General features: G+C 51.4%; 22 protein-coding genes. 7 read left to right on the top strand and 15 right to left on the bottom strand.

Going from position 1 to position 22,358, the window contains the following annotated elements; translation table 11 throughout:
- Positions 1-4: 4 nt before the first annotated feature.
- Genes KNQ09_RS13010 through KNQ09_RS12980 form a run of 7 tightly spaced genes read right to left on the bottom strand, consistent with a single transcriptional unit; the run spans position 5 to position 5,018 of the window.
- Positions 5-784, bottom strand: coding sequence for an enoyl-CoA hydratase/isomerase family protein (locus KNQ09_RS13010; RefSeq protein WP_023466997.1), 780 nt, complete (start codon positions 782-784; stop codon positions 5-7).
- Positions 762-1,085 carry an EthD family reductase gene (locus KNQ09_RS13005; RefSeq protein WP_023466996.1) on the bottom strand — a complete coding sequence of 108 codons (324 nt, stop codon included), beginning with the start codon at positions 1,083-1,085 and terminating at the stop codon, positions 762-764. The genes KNQ09_RS13010 and KNQ09_RS13005 overlap by 23 nt, the downstream gene beginning before the upstream one ends.
- A 15-nt stretch (positions 1,086-1,100) precedes the next feature.
- A complete protein-coding gene (paaD, locus tag KNQ09_RS13000) occupies positions 1,101-1,595 on the bottom strand; it encodes a 1,2-phenylacetyl-CoA epoxidase subunit PaaD (protein ID WP_035399031.1) in 495 nt (164 codons plus the stop codon).
- 14 nt (positions 1,596-1,609) lie between these two features.
- Positions 1,610-2,395 carry a 1,2-phenylacetyl-CoA epoxidase subunit PaaC gene (gene paaC / locus KNQ09_RS12995; RefSeq protein WP_023466993.1) on the bottom strand — a complete coding sequence of 262 codons (786 nt, stop codon included), beginning with the start codon at positions 2,393-2,395 and terminating at the stop codon, positions 1,610-1,612.
- Positions 2,392-2,736 carry a 1,2-phenylacetyl-CoA epoxidase subunit PaaB gene (gene paaB / locus KNQ09_RS12990; RefSeq protein ID WP_023466991.1) on the bottom strand — a complete coding sequence of 115 codons (345 nt, stop codon included), beginning with the start codon at positions 2,734-2,736 and terminating at the stop codon, positions 2,392-2,394. The genes paaC and paaB overlap by 4 nt, the downstream gene beginning before the upstream one ends.
- A gap of 14 nt (positions 2,737-2,750) precedes the next feature.
- A complete protein-coding gene (paaA, locus tag KNQ09_RS12985; RefSeq protein WP_050678958.1) occupies positions 2,751-3,722 on the bottom strand; it encodes a 1,2-phenylacetyl-CoA epoxidase subunit PaaA in 972 nt (323 codons plus the stop codon).
- An 18-nt stretch (positions 3,723-3,740) separates the two neighbouring features.
- Positions 3,741-5,018 carry a phenylacetate--CoA ligase family protein gene (locus KNQ09_RS12980; protein ID WP_214858769.1) on the bottom strand — a complete coding sequence of 426 codons (1,278 nt, stop codon included), beginning with the start codon at positions 5,016-5,018 and terminating at the stop codon, positions 3,741-3,743.
- A 331-nt stretch (positions 5,019-5,349) separates the two neighbouring features.
- Here KNQ09_RS12980 and KNQ09_RS12975 point away from each other — a divergent pair, with 331 nt between their 5' ends.
- The 7 genes from KNQ09_RS12975 to KNQ09_RS12945 all read left to right on the top strand — a co-directional run bounded on the left by KNQ09_RS12975 (position 5,350) and on the right by KNQ09_RS12945 (position 12,203).
- Positions 5,350-5,751, top strand: coding sequence for a thioesterase family protein (locus tag KNQ09_RS12975; RefSeq protein ID WP_075642678.1), 402 nt, complete (start codon positions 5,350-5,352; stop codon positions 5,749-5,751).
- A gap of 37 nt (positions 5,752-5,788) precedes the next feature.
- On the top strand, positions 5,789-6,931 hold the full coding sequence (locus KNQ09_RS12970) for a Glu/Leu/Phe/Val family dehydrogenase (RefSeq protein WP_214806065.1): 1,143 nt from the start codon (positions 5,789-5,791) through the stop codon (positions 6,929-6,931).
- Between the two features lie 13 nt (positions 6,932-6,944).
- Positions 6,945-7,994 (top strand): pyruvate dehydrogenase (acetyl-transferring) E1 component subunit alpha, encoded by a 1,050-nt coding sequence (pdhA, locus tag KNQ09_RS12965; RefSeq protein ID WP_195865747.1) that lies wholly within the window; start codon positions 6,945-6,947, stop codon positions 7,992-7,994.
- Position 7,995: 1 nt separating this feature from the next.
- Positions 7,996-8,994 (top strand): alpha-ketoacid dehydrogenase subunit beta, encoded by a 999-nt coding sequence (locus KNQ09_RS12960; RefSeq protein WP_214858768.1) that lies wholly within the window; start codon positions 7,996-7,998, stop codon positions 8,992-8,994.
- 13 nt (positions 8,995-9,007) lie between these two features.
- Positions 9,008-10,225 carry a dihydrolipoamide acetyltransferase family protein gene (locus KNQ09_RS12955; RefSeq protein WP_214858767.1) on the top strand — a complete coding sequence of 406 codons (1,218 nt, stop codon included), beginning with the start codon at positions 9,008-9,010 and terminating at the stop codon, positions 10,223-10,225.
- Between the two features lies 1 nt (position 10,226).
- On the top strand, positions 10,227-11,624 hold the full coding sequence (locus KNQ09_RS12950; RefSeq protein WP_214858766.1) for a dihydrolipoyl dehydrogenase family protein: 1,398 nt from the start codon (positions 10,227-10,229) through the stop codon (positions 11,622-11,624).
- Positions 11,625-11,702: 78 nt separating this feature from the next.
- Positions 11,703-12,203, top strand: a complete 501-nt coding sequence (locus KNQ09_RS12945) for a methylated-DNA--[protein]-cysteine S-methyltransferase (protein ID WP_195865751.1) — start codon at positions 11,703-11,705, stop codon at positions 12,201-12,203.
- On the opposite strand, the gene KNQ09_RS12940 is transcribed toward KNQ09_RS12945, so the two are convergent.
- From KNQ09_RS12940 to KNQ09_RS12905, 8 genes are all read right to left on the bottom strand, one after another.
- Positions 12,177-12,587: a VOC family protein gene (locus tag KNQ09_RS12940; RefSeq protein ID WP_167507525.1), complete on the bottom strand. Its 411-nt coding sequence runs from the start codon at positions 12,585-12,587 to the stop codon at positions 12,177-12,179. The genes KNQ09_RS12945 and KNQ09_RS12940 overlap by 27 nt on opposite strands.
- Positions 12,588-12,706: 119 nt before the next feature.
- Complete coding sequence (locus KNQ09_RS12935; RefSeq protein WP_214858765.1) at positions 12,707-13,711, bottom strand: aldose epimerase family protein; 1,005 nt, start codon at positions 13,709-13,711, stop codon at positions 12,707-12,709.
- Complete coding sequence (locus KNQ09_RS12930; protein WP_214858764.1) at positions 13,708-15,204, bottom strand: UDP-glucose--hexose-1-phosphate uridylyltransferase; 1,497 nt, start codon at positions 15,202-15,204, stop codon at positions 13,708-13,710. Before KNQ09_RS12930 ends, KNQ09_RS12935 begins: the two co-directional genes overlap by 4 nt.
- Positions 15,205-15,233: 29 nt before the next feature.
- Positions 15,234-16,232, bottom strand: coding sequence for a UDP-glucose 4-epimerase GalE (gene galE / locus KNQ09_RS12925; RefSeq protein WP_214858763.1), 999 nt, complete (start codon positions 16,230-16,232; stop codon positions 15,234-15,236).
- The gene (locus tag KNQ09_RS12920) at positions 16,233-17,405 is read right to left on the bottom strand and encodes a galactokinase (protein ID WP_214858762.1); all 1,173 of its coding nucleotides are present in this window, start codon (positions 17,403-17,405) and stop codon (positions 16,233-16,235) included.
- Positions 17,402-19,525, bottom strand: coding sequence for an alpha-galactosidase (locus KNQ09_RS12915; protein WP_214858761.1), 2,124 nt, complete (start codon positions 19,523-19,525; stop codon positions 17,402-17,404). Before KNQ09_RS12915 ends, KNQ09_RS12920 begins: the two co-directional genes overlap by 4 nt.
- Before the next feature lie 14 nt (positions 19,526-19,539).
- Positions 19,540-21,534, bottom strand: coding sequence for a beta-galactosidase (locus KNQ09_RS12910; protein WP_214858760.1), 1,995 nt, complete (start codon positions 21,532-21,534; stop codon positions 19,540-19,542).
- A 25-nt stretch (positions 21,535-21,559) separates the two neighbouring features.
- Positions 21,560-22,345 carry a carbohydrate ABC transporter permease gene (locus KNQ09_RS12905; RefSeq protein WP_214858759.1) on the bottom strand — a complete coding sequence of 262 codons (786 nt, stop codon included), beginning with the start codon at positions 22,343-22,345 and terminating at the stop codon, positions 21,560-21,562.
- Positions 22,346-22,358 lie beyond the last annotated feature (13 nt).

Here is a 22,358-nt window from a genome sequence, read left to right as displayed (position 1 = left end):
GTATTCACTCCTGTTCCTGTTGATTGAAAATCGGTGATCGTTTTTCGAGAAATGCTTGCATGCCTTCTGTTTGATCGGCTGTCGCGAACAAGAGATAGAAGTTACGGCGTTCGTGCTCCATCCCATCCTGTAACGATAAATCGACGGCTTTGTTTGCTGCGTCCTTGATCAGTCGCAACGCCATGCTCGGTTGATTCGATAACCGCTCTGCCATCGCCAGCACCGTCGCTTCGACATCAGCCGTCACCCGGTTGATGATACCGAGTCGTTCCGCTTCCTCTGCCTTCATCCGGTCTCCGGTGAAGAGCCACTCGAGCGCTCGCGTCCGACCGATGCATTTCGTCAAGCGCTGCGTCCCGCCTGCTCCTGGCATGACGCCGAGTCCGACTTCCGGGAATCCGAACTGTGTCTCGGGATCGGCGTAGATTAAATCACAAGCGAGTGCCAGTTCAAAGCCTCCGCCAAGGACGAAACCGTGGACACCCGCGATGATCGGCTTTTTGATTCGACTGATCCGGTCCCAGTCTGCGAACGGATCGAGGAGTTCCATCGAGATCGGTGTCGCCTCGAGCATCTCCTCGATATCGGCGCCCGCTGAGAACGATTTTCCGTTTCCGGTCAAGACGATGACCGTCACCCGTTCGTCTCGGTCGAATGTCTCCATCGCCTCGACGATTTCCCGGACCATCGTCCGGTTCAGCGCATTGTATCGTGCCGTTCGGTCGAGTCGAATCCGACCGATCCGATCAACCATTTCCGTCTTAACGTACTGTTGTGTCGGCATGGACATCTTCACCAATCATCAATGTGACGAGATCCCCCGCAAAGCTCATCAAGTCTTTCCCGGACGCTTTTCCTTCGAGCGAACGCATGCCTGCTTGCATCGCTTCCTGACTTTCATAGACCATCTCGCACATCAAGTAATATTTTCCGTCTCCGCCCATCGGTGACCCAACAATTTTCGTGACGTTCATTTCTTGCAGTCCTGGAATTTTTGCTGTCAATGGACCATGGACCTCAAAGTAATGCTGATCGAATGCTTCCTTGTTTTCCGGATGTTTGTACAGTGCGATTAATTTTGCCATATTGATTACCTTCCTTCACATGAGAGTAGAGACGGGTTTCATCGCCTCGAATGGATTTTTACACGATTTACAGTAGAGAATACTTCGACAAGCGGTCGGTCCGAATAAGTTTTCCATCGTCACGTACGTCGATCCACAGTACGGACAGTCAATCTCCCACTTCCCTTGCTCGAACCGAGGGGGAGCGATCCCGAATTCCTTCAATCCTTGCATGCCTTGTTCCGTGATCCGGTCCGATGTCCACGGTGGATCAAATCGGAACTGGACGTCGACCTGTTCGACGTTCGGAATCACCTGCAAGGCAGATTCGGTATTTTTTTTGATGATTTCAAGCGCCGGACAACCGAGGAACGTCGGGAGAAGCGTGACGCGCACCAGGTAACCATGCTCCGTCGCTTCCGCGTCCATCGTCTCGACCATGCCAAGATCTAAAATACTGACGCTATCAATTTCCGGATCCTTCACCCCATTCAGGGCTTCCCGGATTGCATCCTGGAGTGTCGTCGTCATGCTTCCCTCTCCTTTCACCACGTCGCCGTCTGATCGATCAAGTAGACTTCTCCGAGTGTCGCAAGCGCGTCGTTCAAATCTTCCGTGTGATCGCCGTCCCGCCCGTTACGCGTCATCTGCATTTCCGGAAGCGTCACGTTCAATTCGACGAGTAACGGTGTGATCGTCTGATACCAACGATCGAGTAAAATGCCTTGCCCTTCGATCAACCGCATCTCTTCGATCAATTGACCGTGTTCGCCATAATCGAACATGTCACCGAAGTCATAGAGGACTTTTTCTAGGGCTGCATCCATCTTCTGCCGCGCCGTCTCCGTCGATTGATAAAGCTGGGTAAACCACGTTTGCCAGTGCAGCAAATGATAGTACAACTCCATGTTGATCTTGACGGCAGCCGTAGCGAGTGGCTCGTAACTGCTCGACTTCAAAGCATCAATCCGGATCTTTTTCGCGACCGTGTAGCAATAGTTCCGTACGACGGCGAATGCCCAGTCATATTCAGGCTTCTCCATGTAGTAGCCAGGTCCGTTGACGCGTTCGACGAGGATCGAATTCTTCCGTTCATGCGCTAGTCGGACATGAGCTAATGCATCAGCATTTCCTTCGCCGAGTTCTTCGAGGAGTTGGTAATACATCGCCGCGTGTCCCATTGAATCTTGCGCAATCGAAGACGAAGCGACGTCCTCTTCGATATGCGGTGCGAGTCCGAGCCATTCCGAACCACGATACGCGTAAAGGAAATCATCATCCGCGAGTTGATAGAGTAAGGAGGCGAGTGCCGTCCGTTCTTGTTCCGTCATTTGGAATCGCCTCCTTGCCAAGACATGATCTCTTTTTCATCGAGCATCTGTTGCTCGTAATGACGCCATTTTTTCTTCAAGTAGCCGTACCCTTTCGTCGTCCGGTAGTCCTTATTATCAAGGCGTTGTAACATCTGCTTCTCATCGGGTGATAAACCACGGATATCTTCGCGTTTGACGACCCAGATGTCGACGACCGGTTCCCGGCGCATGAAGTTTTCTTGCGCCATCAACAGTGCCATCTCCTTGTTCGGAGCGAGCAAGCTGAATTGATGGGTAAACGCCGCGTTCGGCGTTCGTTTGCTAAAGACTTCGAATTCGTGATAAAACGTCTCGTTCATCGTGCTTTCCCCTCTCATGCCTTCGTTTCAGCGAGTGCATCCCGTACCCAGGCGTTATTTTCATAAGATGTCCGGCGCAAGTCCAGTCGCTCTTTCGAACGTGGTCCTCCCCCTTGGATGATCGTCTTGAATTTTGTCCAGTCTGGCTGTGCATATTCCCACTGCCCTGTCTCTTCATCAAAACGTAACGTCGGATCCGGAATGACGAGTCCGAGTGAACGAATCCGTGGTACGTACTTCGTAAAGAAGTTTTGCCGTAACTCTTCATTCGTTTTCGTCCGAATCTTATAGGCGATCGTCACGTCCTGTTTCGATGTCCCGGTCGTCTCTTTCGAGGCTGGTCCAAAGAACATCAACAAGGATTCCCACCACTCATCCAGTGATTCCTGAATCATCGCCCGCTGTTCCGGTGTTCCTTCCGCGAGTGCCATGATGATCGACTCTCCGTGTTGCGCATGGAAGACCTCTTCCGCACAGATCCGTTGTAAAGCCCGTGCGTAAGGTCCATATGAAGCACCGAGCATGTTCGTCTGCGTGATGATCGCCGCGCCATCGACGAGCCAACCGATCACCCCGGCATCGGCCCATGACCGCGTCGGCATGTGGAAGACGTTGTGGAACTTCAATCGTCCTGTGAACAAATCATCCATCAAATCCCCGCGTGTCTTGCCATACGGTTTCATCAAATCCTCGACGACACGAAGCAACAGTTGTCCATGCCCCATCTCATCCTGGACCTTCGCCATGATGCCGAGCTTCCGGCGAAGTGATGGTGCTTTTGGAACCCATTCTTTTTCCGGAAGTGCACCCATGATTTCACTGATACCGTGCATCGAAATCAATTTAATCAGCGTGTCCCGGTAAAAAGCAGGCATCCAGTCATCGGCTTCGATTTTTTCACCTTGCTCGATCCGCTCCTTAAAGCGAGCCAATTTTTCCTCTTCCGTCAGTTGGACGGGTTCGAACAGTTGTGTTGCATCATACATGCTAGTTCCTCCTTTGAATCAGACGAGTGATGTCGAGCGTCGATCAACGATTCGAACGGCTTTCCCTTCCGATCGTGGTAACCCTTGATGCGGGTGACAGACGAGATCAATAGAAATGAGACATTCCGACTTGATGGCGTCACATATCGAACGCATTTGTTGCTCCGAGATATTTTCGAATTCGATATGTAGCTCAACGGCATCGAGTCCCGCTTTACGCACGAGATGGATTTGATAATGTGGCGTCACGTCCGGTTGTTGGAGCAAGACTCGCTCGATTTCTGACGGAAAGACGTTGACCCCTCGGATGATCAGCATGTCGTCCGTTCGCCCTTTGACACGTGACATCCGTGTTGTCGTCCGACCACAAGCACACGCTTCGTGCGTGATCGATGCTAAGTCACCTGTCCGGTAACGAATGATTGGAAGCGCTTTCTTTTTTAAGCTTGTAAAAACGAGTTCCCCGACCATGCCATCTGGTACCGGTTCCCCCGTAACGGGATCGACGACTTCCGTAATGAATAAGTCATCCATGATATGCAGACCTGCCTGCTCTTGGCACTCCATCGCGACACCTGGTCCCATGATTTCACTGAGTCCATAAATATCAAATGCCTGTAGATCAAAGGTCTGTTCGAGTGTCTGCCGCATCTCTTCCGACCAGGGTTCAGCTCCGAAGATGCCATAACGCATGCTTGTCTTTCGTGGATCAATTCCCCGTTCGATCATGCGTTCTGCTAATCGCAAGATATAAGAAGGTGTCCCACAGATGCCATCCGGTCGGAAATCCTCGATTAACGTGATTTGGCGATCCGTGTTGCCGCCGGAAATCGGCAAGATCGTCATGCCTAGTTTTTCAGCACCTGCATGAAGACCGAGTCCACCTGTGAACAGTCCGTAGCCGTATGCATTGTGCAACAAGTCAGCTGGTGAACCACCAGCTAAGACTAAGCTCCGTGCTACGGCATCTGCCCAGTCGTCTAAATCTTCTTGCGTATACCCGACGACAGTCGGTTTACCACTCGTACCAGACGAGGCGTGAATTCGAGTGACCTGTTCTCGTTCGACGGCAAATAGCCCGAACGGATAATGATCGCGTAAATCTTGCTTGCGTGTGAAGGGAAATTTTCGTAGATCTTCGATCGTTTGAAAATCATGTGCCGTCATCTGCAATGTCTGCAGACGTTCTTGATAGAACGGGACGCGCGTGACATGTTCCATCGTTTGACGTAATTGCTCCATCTGTAGCTGCTCCCGCGTTTGCGCATTCATCGTTTCGTGATGTTGATCGTACATACCTGCACCTCCTCATCATGTATACAATAATTAAACGGTCGTTTATTTTTAGTTATATGTTTAACGTACGATACGTTCACAATGTTGTCAATCTTGTTTTGTTAAATGCTCCCAAACGATTCTCACTTTATCACTTCAACGCACTTTATCAGTAAATCAATTGGCTTATAAAGCTATTTTTCATGATCGAGAGTCTTTTTTTGGAAAATATTTCTGAAATGATTTGCTCATTTTGTAACGGGTTGATAAAATATCGTGTGACAAGTGTTATACTATTTTTGGTAAGACCACTTGATTGAATGAGGATTCGTTGTAGCGAAGGGGGATCACGATGAAACCAGGTTTAGCTGTCGGGGATACAGCAGAGATTCAAGCGGTCGTCTCGCAAGATATGTTTGCACGGTTCGAAGGTCAATTGGTTCATCCAGCATACTCCACCGTTTCGATGGTCTACCATATGGAATGGGCAGCACGTCAACTCATCCTGCCTTACCTAGAGGCAGGCGAAGAAGGTGTCGGGGGCGCGGTTTCGTTGAAGCATCTTGGCATGGCAGCAGAAGGCGCACGATTGATCGTGACCGCTACAGTAACACGCGTCACAGCACGTCGCGTTGACGCTGACATCGAAGTCCGAGATGGACAATCGATCATCGGTACAGGAGAAGTGACACAATTCATTTTAGAAAAAAGCCGGATTCAAGAAAAATTGCAAGTGAATGCTCCAACAAAATGAAAGCGCTTACTTATATTTGATAGAGGAGGACTCTACTATGAACATGTTAAACCCATCTACGAATCCAACGCTCTCGATCATGGAAAAAATCGCGGGTCACGAACAAGTCGTCTTTTGCAACGATCCTGTCTCAGGGTTACAAGCGATCATCGCCATCCACGATACGACGCTCGGCCCCGCTCTCGGTGGTTGCCGCATGGCGCCTTACGCTTCTGTCGATGAAGCACTTGACGATGTCCTCCGCCTGTCACGTGGCATGACGTATAAATGCGCTGCCGCTGATGTTGATTTTGGTGGCGGTAAAGCCGTCATCATCGGCAATCCGGCAACAGATAAATCACCAGAGCTTTTCCGTGCCTTCGGTCGCTTCGTCGATTCGCTCGGCGGACGTTTTTACACCGGAACCGACATGGGTACGACGATGGATGATTTCGTTCATGCTAGTCGGGAGACGTCACGCATCGTCGGCATTCCAGAAGCCTTTGGCGGAAGTGGCGATTCATCGATCCCGACGGCTGAAGGTGTCGTCTATGGACTTCGGGCGACGATCGAGACGTTATTCGGTTCGGACGACTTAAGTCGCGCGACTTATGCGATTCAAGGACTTGGAAAGGTCGGCTTCAAGGTCGCCGAACAACTGTTACTCGCCGGTGCGACGATTTATGTTTCAGACGTCAATGAAGCAGCGCTCGCAGCAATCGTGACCCAAGCCGAAATGGCACCTGGCACGGTTCGCGTCGTCTCACCTCACGAAATCCATCTAACAGACGCTGATATTTTCGTTCCATGTGCATATGGCGGTGTCATTCATACTCAAAATATCGCCCTCTTACCGTGCAAAGCCATATGCGGTTCGGCAAACAATCAGCTTGCAGATGAACAGCTCGCTCACGTCTTGATGGACCGCGGCATCTTATATGCACCAGACTATATCGTCAACGGTGGTGGATTGATCCAAGTCGCTGATGAACTGTACGGAGCAAATCACGAACGGGTTCTCCTGAAGACGCGTCACATTTATGACGCCGTGCTCGAAGTCTTCAAGGAGTCGCAAGCAGAGAACATCACGACGGTCGAAGCCGCGAACCGGATGTGTGAAAAACGGATGCAGATCCGGGCAAAACACAACAACATCTTCACGAATACGACAAAACCAAAATGGGATATCCGTAACCACTGAAGGAGGGACTGACATGGAGCAACATTTTCCGATTCAACGCATCATCGATGAAGAAGGTCGTATCATCGACGCCTCAAAAGAACACGATCTGACGAAAGAGCTCGCCCTCACCCTATATGAACAGATGCATCGGATCCGGACGTTCGACCGGAAGGCGATCAACTTACAACGCCAAGGGCGCCTCGGCACTTATGCACCGTTCGAAGGACAAGAGGCGGCGCAAGTCGGTAGTGCACTGGCGTTGTCAGAGCAGGACTGGTTATTCCCGACCTACCGAGATCACGGTGCGACGTTGACGTTCGGTGCTGACATGGTGCGGACGCTTCTCTACTGGAACGGTCGTGTCGAAGGTTGCGTGCCATCTGAGAAACACATCTTCCCTCCTGCCGTACCGATTGCGACGCAAATTCCGCATGCCGTCGGTGCCGCGTGGGCGGAAAAACGAAAAGGTACGACGAACGTCGCGGTCGCCTACTTTGGTGACGGGGCGACGTCTGAAGGCGACTTCCACGAAGGGATGAACTTCGCGAGTGTCTTCCAAGCACCAGTCATTCTGTTCAACCAAAACAATCAATTCGCGATTTCTGTTCCGATCGAAAAACAGATGCATTCCGAAACGATCGCACAAAAAGCGATCGCCTACGGGATGCCAAGCGTCCGAATCGATGGGAACGATGCATTTGCCGTCTATTTCACGATGCAAGCAGCCGTTGCGCGTGCCCGTTCTGGCGGTGGACCAACATTGATTGAAGCCGTCACATGGCGATTTGGTGCGCATACGACAGCAGATGATCCAACGAAATACCGTGATCAAGCCCGCTCGCGTGACCGGGTCGATCCGCTCGATCGACTTGAACAGTTCTTAAAACATCAAGGCTACTTTGACGAAACCTGGATGCAACAGCTGCAGGAACGGCACCAGGCAGAAGTCGAGGCGGCAGTAACTGCGATGGAGCAATTCAAGGCACCAGACGTCAATGATCTGTTCGACCATACGTACGCGACCTTACCGGTTGATGTCCAGCAACAAAAAGAAGCGTATCTGCTAGCAAGGGGGAAATGAGATGGCAACACCAATCAATCGTCAAACAGAGATGACACTCGTTCAAGCTGTCACGGATGCCCTGCGGACAAAATTGTCGGAGGATGAGACAACCCTCGTCCTTGGAGAAGACGTCGGAAAAAACGGTGGTGTCTTCCGAGCGACGGACGGCTTACAGGAAGAGTTCGGGGAAGACCGGATCGTCGATACACCGCTCAGTGAAGCCGGCATCGTCGGTACGTCGATCGGTCTTGCCATCAATGGCTTTAAACCGATCGTCGAGATTCAATTTCTCGGCTTCATCTACCCTGCCTATGAACAAATCATGACGCACGTCTCCCGGATCCGGATGCGAACGAAGGGACGGTACAGTGTGCCGATGGTCATTCGTGCGCCTTATGGTGCCGGCATCCGGGCACCGGAAATCCATTCCGACAGCACAGAAGCACTCTTTACATCGATGCCTGGTCTCAAGGTCGTCTGCCCGGCGACGCCATACGATGCAAAAGGATTATTGATTGCTGCGATTGAAGATCCAGATCCCGTGTTGTTCCTTGAGTCGATGCGCAGTTACCGCTCATTCAAAGAAGTCGTACCGAGCGAATCGTATACCGTTGAAATCGGAAAAGCGCGCTGCGTCAGCGAAGGGACGGACGTGACGTTGATCGCCTGGGGAGCAATGGTTCAAGTAGCCCAAAAGGCAGCAACGGCTGCTCAGGAACGCGGGATTTCTTGCGAAGTCCTCGACTTACGAACGCTTTATCCGCTCGACCGGGAAACGATCGCTGCTTCCGTTCAAAAGACGGGTCGTGCCGTCATCGTTCATGAAGCCGCAGCAATGGGTGGTCTCGGTAATGATCTCGTGACGTTGATTAATGATACGGCGTTTCTTTATTTACGGGCACCGATTGCCCGCGTGACCGGTTTTGATGTTCCGGTTCCACTGTTCGCCCTCGAAGACCATTACATTCCGACGCCAGAACGTGTCCTTGCGACGATTCAGCGTACGGTCGAGTTTTAAGGAGCTGAATGCCATGATCGAAGTTAAATTGCATGATGTCGGTGAAGGAATGACAGAAGGTGAAATCGCCCATTATCTCGTTCAAGTCGGAGACCATGTCACGACGGATCAACCGGTCGTCGAGGTCGCGACCGATAAGATGGTCGCCGAACTACCGGCTCCCGTCTCCGGAATCGTCAAGGAAATCATCATCCCGGTCGGTCAGACGGTGCAAGTCGGTACGACGTTATTGCACATCGAAGCAAGTAACGCTTCCGACATGCCAGTCGCGGTAACACCTGAAGCGTCGCCCGCTCCTGAACCAGCATCGGTTGCTGTCACCGCCCCACCTGTTCAAGTTTCTCCAGCAAAACGGGTCCTTGCGACACCATATACACGAAAAATCGCTCGTGATCACGGGATTGATATCGAAACTGTCACGGCTTCCGATCCATCAGGTCGCGTCTCGGAGGACGATGTGCTTCGCTTCGTCCAGACTGCTACTGCTCCACAAGAATCAGTTGCGCCGATCATTGAAGAGGTCACGTACCAAGAGACCTCACCGGAAACGATTCCGTTCCGCGGCATTCGCAAGCAAATCGCGAAAAAAATGACCCAGTCGCTGTACACGATTCCCCATGTCACTCACTTCGAGGAAGTCGATATGACGCGTTTGCTTGCACTACGTGCCGAATGGAAAACAGCTGGACGAAACATCAACGTTAACGCCTTCTTCATTAAAGCCTTGATTGTTGCCTTAAAAGAGTATCCTGTCTTTCATGCCAAACTCGATGAAGCAAATGCATGTATTCGATTAGAGCAGGATTTCCACTTTGGCATGGCAACCGAAACACCGGACGGGTTGATGGTTCCGGTCATCCGTCATGCCGATCAGCTCTCACTGACGGAACTGCATGAACAATTGGTCGCGTTGCAACAACGTGCTCAAAACGGTGCCTTGCGCGCAGCGGACTTAAAACCAAGCACTTTTACGATGAGTAATGTGGGTCCGCTCGGCAGTACGGGAGCAACACCGATCATCAACTATCCGGAGACAGCACTGATTGCCTTCCATAAGACGAAAAAACGAGCCTGTGTCGATGAGAATGATCAAATCGTCGTTCGCTCAATGATGAATTTGTCGATGTCGTTCGATCATCGTGTCGCAGACGGGGCAACGGCTGTTGCCTTTACGAACCGATTCGTGTCACTGATTGAACATCCGACTACCCTACTTCTGGAGTTGATCTAACATGGTTGTTGGCGAACTTACACAAGAACGGGATCTTCTGATCATCGGTGGAGGTCCCGCAGGTTATACGGCAGCGATCCGTGCTGCACAAGGCGGTCGAAACGTTACATTGATTGAACAAGCTGAACTCGGTGGACTTTGTCTGAACCGAGGCTGTATTCCGTCCAAGGTCTATGCGCATGCGGCAGAAGAGATGTTACGCTTGCCGCATCTTGAAGACCTTGGATTCACCGCCCCTGCTGTCCATGATTTCAGTAAACTGAATGCTTACCGGAATCGTGTCGTGCAACAATTACGTCAAGGAGTGGTCGCCCTCTGTCAGGCGAACCAGATTGAGCATATCTCTGGTGCAGCCTCCTTCCTGTCAGAGGACCGGATCGGCGTCGAGTCGGGACATCAGTTCGATACGTACCGGTTCCAGGACGTCATCATTGCGACCGGCAGTCACAGCATCCAGCACGAGGAATCGTGCCGCTTGAATGCCGAACAGCTTTATCAACTCGAGCAACTACCAGAGAGCTTATTGATCATTGGATCTGACACGCTAGCACTCGAAGCGGCCGCCTGTTTCCATGCACTTGGGACAGAGGTGACGTTGTTCGCGGATCAATTGTCACTCGAACCAAGCCTTGAAAAGGAACTGAAGCGGACATTCAAAAAACAAAAAATCCGTCTCGTGTCGGATGTCGTGACACGTATCGAGGCTTCATCGGACGCGACCGTCACCGTCATGAAAAACGGAGAAGAAGTCGCCTATCAGGGTGCCTATCTGTTCCAGTCCCTTTCCCGGATCCCGAACAGTTTGACACTCGGTCTCGAACGGATTGGTGTGACGCTTGCAGAAGACGGAACGATTTCAGTTGACGCAACTGGACGAACGAATCAACCCCACATTTACGCAATCGGTGATGTCACACCGGGTCCACAGCTCGCCATCCGTGCGATTCATGAAGCGAAGCGGACGGCAGCGCATCTGTCCGGTCAAGACGTCGATTCAACGACACCGTATTATCCGACAGTTCTACGGACCTTCCCACCGATCGCTTCGGTCGGGATGACAGAACAAGAAGCGGTCGAAGCCGGACATGCTGTTCAGAGCGGACAGTTCCCGCTGAATGCAAACGGAGCGACGACGATCGAGGGTGGCAGTGGATTCGTCAAGGTCATCGCTGACGAGCAAACATCACTGATCCTTGGTATTCATATGATCGGGGACGATGCCCATCGTCTCGTCGGACAATTCACCCAAGCGCTGGAACTGGCAGCAAAACGGGAGGATCTTCTCTTCCCTGTCATGGCCCATCCGAGTCGAAGCGAAGCCTTGACGGAATCGATGGAAGCCTTATTTGGTCAATCGATCCATCTTCCACCGCGGCAACAAGTCGGTTCGCGCGCGTAATCCAAAAGAGGTGCCTCTGCGTCAGAAGCACCTCTTTTGGATTCATCACTTCATTTCGTGTAGAAAGGAAAACATGTCATGGAACTGTACTTCACTCGTTTGCACTGGAATACGCATACGTTTCCGGTCGCTGCTACAGCAGATGGTCTCTGTTATGTCGGCGCTTGGGATGAACCGGAGGAGTTATTCGACGACTGGTCGCGGAAACACTTCCCCCGAGCCGATCGGATTGCTTCTGATACCGCGCTTGCTCCGTATACGGAGCAGCTACTAGCTTATCTAAATCAGCAGTCGACGACACTGTCCTTTCCAATCGCACCAGTCGGTACCCCGTTTCAACTTGAAGTCTGGAATGCTTTACGCGCGGTACCGTACGGTCAAACCGCCACCTACTCCGATATCGCGGAACGTCTCTTCCGGCCGAACGCGACTCGCGCGATTGGCACGGCAATTGGGAAAAATCGATTACTGCTTGCGATTCCGTGTCACCGGATCATTGGCAAAAAAGGCGATCTGCTCGGCTATCATGGCGGTCTGAATATGAAGCGGACACTACTCGCGCTCGAGCAACGCCTCTGATTCTCGTCCCTCTTCGCTGAACGATAGAGCGAACAGAATCCCGAACGGGTCGCGGACTTGCGCATACCAACCTCCAAAGTCTGCTACCGCAAGGGGTGTGACGATTTGACCGTCTGTCGTTAATCGCAGATACACTTGCTCGAGCTCTTCAAGCGACGTAAAAGTCAACAACAGATGGAGCGAAGAAGAGGTATTCGGTGCGGCACTCTCATCCCAGAGCATCAATTCAAACGCGCCATTGGATAAATGCGCGTGGTAGACGGTATCTCCTGCTTCATCCATTATGATACGCCGACGTGTCATCGCAAATACGTTTTCGTAGTACACGATCGCCTGCTTGGCTTGTCCCGAAAAAACGAGACAAGGAGTAGCGGCATACTGCATGAAAAGCCCTCCTTTCATTATGCTTTAGTATCATCTTTCGCACTTTTCTTCCCGATTTCCTTCTATACACAAAAAGCCCCACTTTCCTGTCCAACCGGACATGGAAAGTGGGGCTTTTTTCAAGAAACTACACCAAAGCGATAAGTTGTTTTCCAGTGATAGGTTTCACCGGGTGACAACAAGATTGATGGAAAATCAGATTCATGGACTGCATTCGGATGGACTTGTGCTTCAAGGCATAAACCAAGTGATGGTCGAGCCGGAACACCATGAATCGTATAATCTGTCAGCAGTTGCGTTCCCGTATAGAGCACGACCGCCGGCTGATTCGTTGTCACGTCGACGAAACGACCGGACACCGGATCTTCAAGTCGAAGTGTGTCATCCCGCAACACGAAGGGATGATCATAGCCGTTTCCAACAGCAATCGTCTCGGGATGCTCCAGCGTAATCCCGTCACGAATCGACTGACCGTTCCGGAAATCGAACGGGGTTCCGGAGACATCCCGTTGTTCCCCTGTCGGTAAGCCGTCTGGCTGGACCGGTAAGTAGCAGTCGCTTGGTAACGTCAAGACATGATCTAACACATCCCGCTTCGCATTCCCCGATAAGTTGAAGTACGTATGATTCGTCAGATTGAGTGGTGTCGTCTGATCCGTCACGGCCGTCATCTCAAGCGTCAGTGTCGTTCCCTCTAATCGATAATACACGTCGAGTGTGACCGTTCCCGGATAACCTTCTTCTCCATCCGGACTGTTCAAGCGCAAATGGAACAATGTATCCGTCGCTTCAATGACATCGAACCATGCTTGATCGAATCCGTGAATCCCACCATGCAGATGATTCGCACCGTCGTTTGCGACAAGCGGATAGACCTGTCCCGCTACTTCGAAGCGCGCCTGTCCGATTCGACCAGCGACGCGTCCGACGATTGCCCCGAAGTAAGGCGAGTGCTGTTGATAATCTTTCACTGTCTCGAGACCGAGGACGACACTTTCCAAATGACCATCCCGATCGGTCGTCCGGATATCTTGGATGATGCCGCCGTAGTTCCAAAGTGTCACTTCGATGCCTTCCTGACGTAACGTATGTCGGATCAACTCTTTCTCAAGTAGTTGCGTCATCGTTGTTCCTCCACCGGTTGGCGCGTCACGAGTTGAACGAATCGCCCAAACGCCGCCTGACCTTCTTCCGTCTGTTTAAAGACGCCACAGTCCTCGAGACCACGTACGAATTTCGCAGCGACCGCTTGCTCGACGTACATCGTGACATCTTGTCCGACGTACGCTTGTTTTAGTTCCTGCGCCCAGTCAGCATGCGCGACAGCCACTTCGTCGACTTCACCTGTGACGAACTGTTCGACCTGTTGCAACTCTTGGAGCAGGCGTGCCGGTAAGACCGCCAGTCCCATCACTTCGATTAAACCGATATTTTCCCGCTTGATGTGGTGAATATCGGCATGCGTATGGAAAATACCGTCCGGATGTTCTGCTGACGTCCGGTTGTTCCGTAAGACGAGATCGAGCTCGAATTGTCCATCACGTTGACGGGCGATCGGCGTCACCGTATTGTGTCGCGTCTCACCGGTATGTGAACGGATCTCTTGGCTCTCATCCGTATACGTCAACCACGTCTCATAGACGGTCGTCGCAGCATCGAGTAGTGCCGACGCATCTTCACTCTTCAGACGCAACACACTCAGTGGCCAGTGTAAGGTTTCGCCAGTGACTGTCGGCTGATCTGGGAACGTAAAGGAAGTTAAAGCGTTTGCCCGGTCCATCGCAAACGTATAGCGACCGCCCTGATAATGATCATGCGTCAGGATCGATCCGCCGACGATCGGCAGGTCCGCATTCGAACCAGCAAAGTAATGCGGGAACTGCTCGACGAAGGCGAGCAGACGTGCAAACGCATCCCGATTGATGACCATGTCACGATGTTCCTGTGACAAGATGATGCTATGTTCGTTGTAATAGACGTACGGTGAGTATTGTAATGCCCACGGTTCTTCCAGCAGTGTCAGTGGAACGATTCGGTGATTTGCTCGGGCTGGATGATTCGCACGGCCCGCGTAACCGACGTTTTCGACGCACAACAGACAGGTTGGATAGTTCGATGTCGTCGGTGCCTCCGTCCGAGCTGCTGCGATTTCACGTGGATCTTTTTCCGGCTTCGATAAGTTGATCGTGACATCGATCGTCCCGTAAGCCGTATCCGCTTGATAACGTTTATTCTTAGCGATCCGTTTCGTTTGGATGTAATTGCTCGCTTGGCTGAGCTGATAAAAGTAATCCGTCGCCGCTACCGGTGATTCAGCGTACAGACGACGGAACGTCGCTGTCACGTCAGACGGACGGGCGACGAAGATATCCATCACATCTGCTGCGAACTGCTCTTTGTCTTCAAGACGCGCCGGTAACTGTCCACTTACGATCAACACTTCAATCATGTCATCCAAAATATCGGGAATCGGGCGAGATGGTACGTCTGCCTGTTCTTCAAAATCGGCTTGACCGATTCGCGCTAGAATCCGGTTCCGGGCGTAGATCGCATCTTCCGATTCAATCAAGCGTTCCTGGATTGCTTGCGCTACTAACTGTTGGATGAGTTCATTCATCGCCGTCACTCTCCTCATTCTGTCTCTCTTTAACGAACGCTCGTCCGGTACCCTTCTGGATTGTGCGCATGCCAATTCCAAGCATCACGGATGATCGTTTCGATGTCGGTGCGTTGTGGTGTCCAGCCGAGAACTTCCTTTGCTTTGGCGGATCCGGCGATCAAGATACTCGGATCCCCTGCACGACGTTCAATGATGCGTTCTGGAATCGGATGTCCCGTTACGCGGCGGGCTGCTTCGATGATTTCTCGCACGGAAAACCCTTGGCTTGAACCGAGGTTAATGACTGCGCTGTCGTTGCCGTCCGCTAAATAATCGAGTGCGCGTACATGGGCATCGATCAAGTCTTCAACATGGATGTAATCACGAATGCACGTGCCATCCGGCGTTGGATAATCATCGCCATAGATCGAAATTTCTGCCCGTTGTCGGTTGGCGACTTCAAGGACGAGCGGAATCAAATGTGTTTCCGGTGTATGATCTTCTCCGATCTCACCTGTTGCTCGTGCACCGGCGACATTGAAGTAACGTAACGCGACGTAACGTAAACCATACGCTTGTTCAGACCATCGCATCATCTTCTCCATCATCAACTTCGTCTCGCCATATGCATTCGTCGGACGCGTTTCCGCTGTCTCGAGAATCGGCATCTGTTCCTGTTCACCGTATGTCGCTGCCGTCGAAGAGAAGACGATCTGTTTGATGTCGTGCGCGATCATCGCTTCAAGCAACACTTGTGTCCCGTAAACGTTGTTATCAAAGTAGCGTAATGGTTCCGTCATCGACTCGCCGACGAGTGAAAAAGCAGCGAAATGAACGACTTGTTCAATCGTCTCTTCCGTAAAGACGCGATCGAGAAAAGCACGATCGCGAATATCTCCTTCATATAAACGTGCTTGCGGGTGAACCGCTTCACGATGTCCGGATTGCAGATGGTCGATGACGACGACATCCTTTCCGGCATCAATCAATTGATAGACGGCATGGGAGCCGATATAACCAGCTCCGCCTACGACTAACGTTGCCATTTAGATGACCTCCCGTTCGATTTCACGTGCTCCGTCACCGACCGTCGCCGTATAGAACGTCGCCGGGTATCCGATCCGTGCTTCATAATGTTCGCCGACAGCTTGTTTGAACGCGTCGACTGCCTCGTCTTCAACGATTGCAATCGCACAGCCACCAAAACCAGCACCTGTCATCCGTGCGCCGAGCACGCCCGGTTGTTCCCAAGCCGCTTCGACGAGTGTATCGAGTTCAATCCCTGTCACTTCATAATCTTCCCGTAACGAGACGTGTGACGCGTTCATCAACTGACCGAACGTCGTCAGTTCTCCCGCTTCAAGTGCTGCTAGTGCCTGAAGCGTTCGTTCATTCTCTGAAATCGCATGGCGTGCGCGACGCATCAAACGTTCGTCTTCCCATGCGACTTTTGCAAATTCTGAAGTCGTCCATTGTCCGAGTGCTTCCCGTGGCGTGAATTGATTGAGATAAGCGAGTGCTGCCTCACATTCCGCCCGGCGTTCATTGTATTTCGAATCCGCCAGTTCACGGCGTTTGTTCGTATTCATGATGATGATCGTATACCCTGTCAAATCGAGTGGAGCATACGTATAATCGAGCGTCTCACAATCGAGCAACAATCCCGCTCCCGCTTTTCCCATGCCGATCGCAAACTGATCCATGATACCACTGTTGACGCCAATATAACGGTTTTCGACTTGTTGACCGAACCGGACGAGATCAAGACGTGGAATCTCTAATCCGTATAATCGATCGAGCAAGACACCGATGACGAGTTCAAGCGAAGCCGATGATGAAAGACCAGCTCCATTCGGAATGTCACCTTGAATCAGGATGTCACATCCTGAATCGATTCGGTACCCTGCTTCCTGTAAGACCGTGATCATACCCTTCGCATAGTTCGCCCAACCGTGCGTCGCGTCATACGCGAGTTCATCGAGCGTGACTTCGATGATGCCGTCCTGCTCGAAATTCAACGAGTAGAAGCGGAAATGTTGATCGTTTCGTTTTCGTGCGATCGCATGTGTACCGAACGTCAACGCACATGGAAAGACGTGACCGCCATTGTAATCCGTATGTTCGCCGATTAAATTGATCCGTCCTGGTGCAAAGAAGCGATGCGTCGACGGTGAGCCAAACCGCTGTTCAAATTGTGCTTCTAACGTCTGGTCTGTCATACGATCGTCTCCTTTGATTTGAGTAATGAGAGCGCACGGTGGACTGGCTGAATCCGCAAGCAGCGGGCTTCATAGTCCGTCGTGTATGAGAACGTCAAGCCTTGTTGCATCAAGTAAGCGCCGCTTAACGTCCGGTCCTCGACTTGATAACGCATTGCTGGGTCGAGTCCTTTTAGTTTGAAGTGATACTGATGTGTTCCGTACTGTCGAAGTGGCGCGATCGCAAGTAGGACCGTTTCTTCTTCTGATGTATACTGCATGACGCTTGGCGTCTGTTGTGTAAATGCAGATAAGCGATACTGGATACCGCGTTGAATCGTCGGACGAATCGCTTGATATGTCTCAATCCAACCTTTTGCTTCCGCAAGTTCATCCGTTGACCATTCGCTCAAGTTACCACCGATACCGAGTGTGCCTTGCATCGAGGAGACAAAGCGTGTCGCAAGCGGTACGTTGCGTCCATTTAACCAGTTCGGTCCGTCCGTCACCCAGCAACTCATCATTTTCGCATTGTAGGCATACGAGAAGTCGTGCTGAATTTGTAAGCGATCGAGTGGATCGGTGTTATCACTCGTCCAGACTTGTTCTGTCCGTGAGAGGATTCCAAGGTCGATCCGTCCGCCACCACCGGCACAGGCTTCGAAGTCGACCGTCGGATGCAAGCGACGTAATTCGTCAAAGATCCGGTACAATGCATCGACGTGACGTTTCCACAGTTCTTGCTGTCGATCCGTCTGGTCTTTTGGAACGCCTGGTTCTGAGAAGGCACGGTTCATATCCCATTTGATGTAGTCGATCGCGTGACGCGTCAGCAACTCATCCATCATCTCGAGAATGAACTGCTCGACTTCTGGTAATCCAAGATTCAAGACGTATTGATTCCGTGACGTCGTCCGGACTGCATCGCGCGCATGGTAAATCCAGTCTGGATGCGCCCGGTATAGATCAGAATCCGGATTGACCATCTCCGGTTCGACCCAAAGACCGAATTGTAACCCTTGCTGTTTCACATACGAGATCAAAGGCTCTAGACCGTTCGGGAATTTTTTCCGATTAACGTGCCAGTCCCCGAGTCCCGCTTGATCGGAATGGCGTTCACCGAACCAACCGTCATCGACGACGAACAGCTCACAACCGATTCCTGCTGCCAGATCAACGAGTTCACGTTGACCAGATTCCGTGACATCGAAATATGTCGCTTCCCATGAGTTATAAAGAACAGGACGATCGGTCGCACGTGGCATGATGACGTCACGCTGGAACGCATGCGCATGAGCGCTCATATCCGCGAAACCGTCCGCATAGCCGATGTAGAACGTTGGTGTCGTCAACTGTTGTTGATGTGATAGTTTCCAACTGAAGTCAAACGGATTCATGCCACCTGATAGTTGGACAAAACCGAACGCATCTTGTTCGACGTGAATCGCCCAGTTGCCGGAATAGGCAAAATGTCCGTAGACGACTTCACCGCTGTCTTCTGTCGCGTCCTGCTCGAGCGCGAACCAGGGATTCGCTTGGTGACTTGTCACTCCACGCCGGCTTTCAATTGTCTGACGCCCTGGTGTCACCGGTGTGATCTGTTTCTTGAACTCACCTGTCCACATCCCAGCGAAGTGATGCAGTTTTAAATGCGGTTGATGCCAGCGGCCCATCGCGAAGGACTGGGCTGCTGTCAAACGAACAGGTAATCGTCCCGTGTTTTCGACGACGATCGAACGACCGATGATGTCATAATCAGCGAACACTTCGTACTGCACTCCGACACGCATTTCCTGCAAGGGATCAAACAGCCAGAGCGTCAATTTCGTTTCTGTCTGCTCGGAGCGTTCAAATTGGAACTGGTGAATCCGTTGTCCATCTTCTCGTTCCGATTTCAAAGTTGGCTCCGTGTACAACATCTCGCCGAATGGTACGAAATCGTACGTCGCGACGCCATCTGGTGATTCAAATGAACTGTGTGCGACGATCGGACTCGGTAATGCTTCATAATCATCTCGATATGGTAACTTGGCACCGAAATACGTGTGAATCAGCTTACCGTTCGCACCAATCGTGACGACGTGAGCGACCCGTTTCCCTTCGATGACGAAACGACGTCCTGCTACTTCAAAGATTGCCATGGTTCTCTTCCTCCTTACGTCGTCAGAATCAGTGTCTCAAGTGGTGCGAGCTGGACCGTTCCACGATATGTCTCATCTTTTGTCAATGCTTTGTATGTTCCGTCTAACGTGACGTCCCGCGTTTCTTTCGTGTCATGATTCATCAAGAAGAGGAAATCACGTTTTTCGCCGTGACGACGCACGATTTCGACTTGATCCGGCGCCTCGATCATCTCGATGTCGGCCTCAGTGAACGCTTGACGGTAAATCGTATCAATCATCGCGTCATCAATCGATGAGCCGATGTAGGTAATCATTCCTTTATAGGCATTGCGCGTCACAGCCGCTACACCCTCGTAGAACGTATCTTTATAGACAGCGAGCGTCTCTGCTGTCGTTGGTGTGATGAGATCACACCAGAGGCGGGCTGTTGAGGATTGTCCTGCCATCTCGCCGATGCCTGTCACCTGATGTTGCTGAACGGATTGGAGTGACTCGTATTCGTCGATCTCGATGCCCGCATACGGCGCGAACTTACCTGGTAACGTCGTCGGCACGACATGGTTCCGTGCATCCTTGACGCCTGTCCGGTACGTGAAGATGACGTGACCGCCTTGTTCCATGTACGCAATCAAGGCGTCATCGAACGTTGGATTCGTCAAGAAATAGAGTGGAACGATGATCAGTTTATAATGCGACAAGTCGTCATCTGGGAAGACGATGTCGGTTGCGACTTGTTGACGAACCGCTCCACCATAGAAGCGGACGAACTCCGTCCGGAAATCAAACGCATCACTGTGTGGCTGGTGTGTCCACGCCCAGACGTTTTCTTGATCGAAATAGACACCGACTTTCGCGTCATAACGGCTCGCGTTGATCTCATCGCCATACGTATTCAGTTCCGTCATGATTTGTTTGACCTCTTCGAATTTCCGCTTCGGTTTGCCGTCATGATCGATGATGCCGTGACAGAACTCCTCTGTTCCGAAATGAGCAGCCCGGAAGCGGAAGTAGACGATCGCTTCTGCTCCCCGCGCGACCGCTTGGTACGTCCAGAGGCGAATATGTCCTGGTCGTGGCAAGTAACCGATTTTACTCCAGCCTTGCGCGCCACTCAACTGTTCCATGACCCAGAACCCTTTTCCTTGCTTCGAAGAGCGGCAAAGATCGTGATCACTTGCCATCTTCTCGAACCGGTTCGGCTCCGGTAGTCCACCCCAGACCGGGTAGTTATCGAACGCCACGTAATCGAGGTCTTGCGCCATTTGTTGCTGATTGACCGCCATGTCACTGTAGACCAGATTGTGCGTGATGAAGACGTCCTCTGGAATGTAGCGACGTAAGACATCAACTTGTAATTTGTTGTAGTACGTATAGCCGTCGGCACAGAAGCGATCGAAGTCGACGAGCAAGGATGGGTTGTGTTCCTGATAGACTTTACGCGGTACCGGGATTTGCTCCCACGCCGTGTACGTCTGACTCCAGAAGACGGTTCCCCATGCTTCGTTCAAGGCATCGAGCGTTCCGTAATGGTTCGCTAGCCAACGCTGAAAAGCAGCGCGGTCGATATCACCGTAAGAACGATCCGATTTCTCATGCCCGTATTCATTATCCGTTTGCCACCCGATTACCCGAGGATGTTGACCGTATCGTTTCGCCATCTCTTCCGTGATCTTGACGGATAGACGCTGGTACGTTTCGCTGTGGACCGTATAATGGCGACGAGCACCAAAGCTGATCGTCACACCGTTCTCATCGACCGGTAAGATTTCTCGATACTTCGTACATAACCAAGCCGGTGGTGTCGCAGTTGGTGTCCCGAGTACGATATCGAATCCTTCCGCACTCAAGCGTTCGATGACGTCATCCCAAAAGCTGAAGTCATAGACGCCTTCTTCCGGCTCCATCATCGACCAAGCGAATTCCGCGAGACGAACGACGTTGACGCCAAGTTCCTTCATCAGTCGGAAGTCTTCCTCCCATAGTGCTCGTGGTGTTTGTTCTGGATAATAATCGACTCCTAAATACATTGTGCTCCCCCTTACGCAAAAACAATTATTTTACTGCACCCGCCGTCATTCCTTTTTGGAAGAAACGTTGGAAGAAGATATAGAAGATCATCGTTGGTAAACTGATCAAAACAAGTGACGCGTAGATTTTTCCTGGGTCACCACCGAGCGCATCCTTGAAGAAACTTGGTGCCATCGTCACTGTCTGATAGGCAGGATCCGTCATGAACGTAAGAACCATCAAGTATTCGTTCCATGAGTTAAGGAACGCATAGATTAAAGCTGTTGCGAGCGCTGGTTTTGCGAGTGGTAGCATGACTTTGAAGAAGACTTCAAGAATCGTCGCCCCATCGATATACGCCGCTTCCATCAGTTCGTTTGGTAGTTCATCAAAGTACCCTTTGATGAGCATCAGACCGAATGGTAAGAAGAATGCGACTTCCGCTCCGATCAGTCCCCAGTGGTTGTTCAATCCGTCAAACGAACGGAGCGTGAAGAACAATGGAACGATCATCGAAGCGACGGGTAACATCAGACCCGCTAAGACCATGTTGAACAACAGGCGTTTTCCAGCAAACTCAAGTTTCGAGAAGGCAAACGCCGCGAATGCCAGAATCGTGATCGAGATGATGATCATGAAGAAGGCAACGAAGAAACTGTTGAAGACGAACGTTGGGAAGTTCGGGTTTTGCAGTGTCGCGATATAGTTGTCGAATCCATTGATTCGGAGACTCTCTTTGAACATGACGAAAATCGGGAATAACCAGACGATTGATGCCAGCAACAATACAAGGTTGATCATCCAGCGGCTTTTTTTAGATTCTACATCCATGGGTCGTTCCTCC

It is taken from the genome of Exiguobacterium sp. s191 (genome assembly GCF_018618955.1).
Taxonomy (GTDB): Bacteria; Bacillota; Bacilli; order Exiguobacteriales; family Exiguobacteriaceae; genus Exiguobacterium_A; species Exiguobacterium_A abrahamii.
The sequence above is the reverse complement of the archived record's forward strand: the minus strand, read 5'-3'. Positions and strand labels throughout refer to the sequence as shown.

Coding starts and splice junctions, on each gene's coding strand:
- KNQ09_RS13010 (WP_023466997.1), bottom strand. CDS start 784: ATGCCGACACAACAGTACGTTAAGACGGAAATGGTTGATCGGATCGGT.
- KNQ09_RS13005 (WP_023466996.1), bottom strand. CDS start 1,085: ATGGCAAAATTAATCGCACTGTACAAACATCCGGAAAACAAGGAAGCA.
- paaD (WP_035399031.1), bottom strand. CDS start 1,595: ATGACGACGACACTCCAGGATGCAATCCGGGAAGCCCTGAATGGGGTG.
- paaC (WP_023466993.1), bottom strand. CDS start 2,395: ATGACGGAACAAGAACGGACGGCACTCGCCTCCTTACTCTATCAACTC.
- paaB (WP_023466991.1), bottom strand. CDS start 2,736: ATGAACGAGACGTTTTATCACGAATTCGAAGTCTTTAGCAAACGAACG.
- paaA (WP_050678958.1), bottom strand. CDS start 3,722: ATGTATGATGCAACACAACTGTTCGAACCCGTCCAACTGACGGAAGAG.
- KNQ09_RS12980 (WP_214858769.1), bottom strand. CDS start 5,018: ATGTACGATCAACATCACGAAACGATGAATGCGCAAACGCGGGAGCAG.
- KNQ09_RS12975 (WP_075642678.1), top strand. CDS start 5,350: ATGAAACCAGGTTTAGCTGTCGGGGATACAGCAGAGATTCAAGCGGTC.
- KNQ09_RS12970 (WP_214806065.1), top strand. CDS start 5,789: ATGAACATGTTAAACCCATCTACGAATCCAACGCTCTCGATCATGGAA.
- pdhA (WP_195865747.1), top strand. CDS start 6,945: ATGGAGCAACATTTTCCGATTCAACGCATCATCGATGAAGAAGGTCGT.
- KNQ09_RS12960 (WP_214858768.1), top strand. CDS start 7,996: ATGGCAACACCAATCAATCGTCAAACAGAGATGACACTCGTTCAAGCT.
- KNQ09_RS12955 (WP_214858767.1), top strand. CDS start 9,008: ATGATCGAAGTTAAATTGCATGATGTCGGTGAAGGAATGACAGAAGGT.
- KNQ09_RS12950 (WP_214858766.1), top strand. CDS start 10,227: ATGGTTGTTGGCGAACTTACACAAGAACGGGATCTTCTGATCATCGGT.
- KNQ09_RS12945 (WP_195865751.1), top strand. CDS start 11,703: ATGGAACTGTACTTCACTCGTTTGCACTGGAATACGCATACGTTTCCG.
- KNQ09_RS12940 (WP_167507525.1), bottom strand. CDS start 12,587: ATGCAGTATGCCGCTACTCCTTGTCTCGTTTTTTCGGGACAAGCCAAG.
- KNQ09_RS12935 (WP_214858765.1), bottom strand. CDS start 13,711: ATGACGCAACTACTTGAGAAAGAGTTGATCCGACATACGTTACGTCAG.
- KNQ09_RS12930 (WP_214858764.1), bottom strand. CDS start 15,204: ATGAATGAACTCATCCAACAGTTAGTAGCGCAAGCAATCCAGGAACGC.
- galE (WP_214858763.1), bottom strand. CDS start 16,232: ATGGCAACGTTAGTCGTAGGCGGAGCTGGTTATATCGGCTCCCATGCC.
- KNQ09_RS12920 (WP_214858762.1), bottom strand. CDS start 17,405: ATGACAGACCAGACGTTAGAAGCACAATTTGAACAGCGGTTTGGCTCA.
- KNQ09_RS12915 (WP_214858761.1), bottom strand. CDS start 19,525: ATGGCAATCTTTGAAGTAGCAGGACGTCGTTTCGTCATCGAAGGGAAA.
- KNQ09_RS12910 (WP_214858760.1), bottom strand. CDS start 21,534: ATGTATTTAGGAGTCGATTATTATCCAGAACAAACACCACGAGCACTA.
- KNQ09_RS12905 (WP_214858759.1), bottom strand. CDS start 22,345: ATGGATGTAGAATCTAAAAAAAGCCGCTGGATGATCAACCTTGTATTG.